The organism is Anaerostipes faecalis (genome assembly GCF_018982945.1).
GTDB lineage: Bacteria > Bacillota > Clostridia > Lachnospirales > Lachnospiraceae > Anaerostipes > Anaerostipes faecalis.
In genome coordinates this window covers 1-630 of sequence record NZ_JABRXE010000037.1, presented here as the reverse complement: position 1 = coordinate 630, position 630 = coordinate 1, and the positions used below count along the sequence as shown (strand labels likewise).

The window sequence follows — 630 nt, the reverse complement described above, 5'->3', positions numbered from 1 at the left end:
ATTACAAACAAATAACCATTCAGTCTTTGCATTGCACTATCATCTGGTGATGGTAGTCAAATACCGCAGGCGTGTACTGGATGACACTATCTCTGACAGACTGAGAGAAATCTTTGAAAACGTGGCCAGTAACTATCACATTACCGTGGAAGAATGGAATCATGACATTGATTATGTCCATGTATTGTTCCAGGCACACCCAAAGAGCGAATTATCCAAATTCATCAACGCCTACAAGTCTGCCAGTAGCCGTCTCATCAAGAAAGAATATCCGGCCATCCGGAAGAAACTCTGGAAGGAAATGTTCTGGAGCCGTTCTTTCTGCTTGTTGACTACAGGCGGTGTCACCATGGATGTCATTCGGCAGTACATCGAGGATCAAGGAGAGAAAGAGTAAGTATGAAAGGAAAGAAAAAGGATAAACACTATCTTTGTGTAAAACAGCAATTGAAACGTCTGACGAAGGAAGAATACCTCATCCTTCGTGAACTTTGTCATGCTGCAAAAACCTCTACAACGAGGGCTTATACAGTGTTCGTCAGCATTTCTTCCAGACGGAAGAATATCTTCCTTACGCCAAAAACTATCATCTCCTTAAAAACAGCGAAAACTATAAGCTGTTAAACAGTA

The 630-nt window shown here is 41.6% G+C and carries 2 protein-coding genes; both read left to right on the top strand.

What is annotated here, in order from left to right:
• A partial coding sequence (gene tnpA, locus KTB61_RS12925; protein WP_216697707.1) for an IS200/IS605 family transposase occupies positions 1–397 on the top strand: 397 nt, incomplete at its 5' end.
• Positions 398–399: 2 nt separating this feature from the next.
• Positions 400–624, top strand: coding sequence for a hypothetical protein (locus tag KTB61_RS12920; RefSeq protein WP_216697706.1), 225 nt, complete (start codon positions 400–402; stop codon positions 622–624).
• Positions 625–630: the final 6 nt, after the last annotated feature.

Coding starts and splice junctions, on each gene's coding strand:
- KTB61_RS12920 (WP_216697706.1), top strand. CDS start 400: ATGAAAGGAAAGAAAAAGGATAAACACTATCTTTGTGTAAAACAGCAA.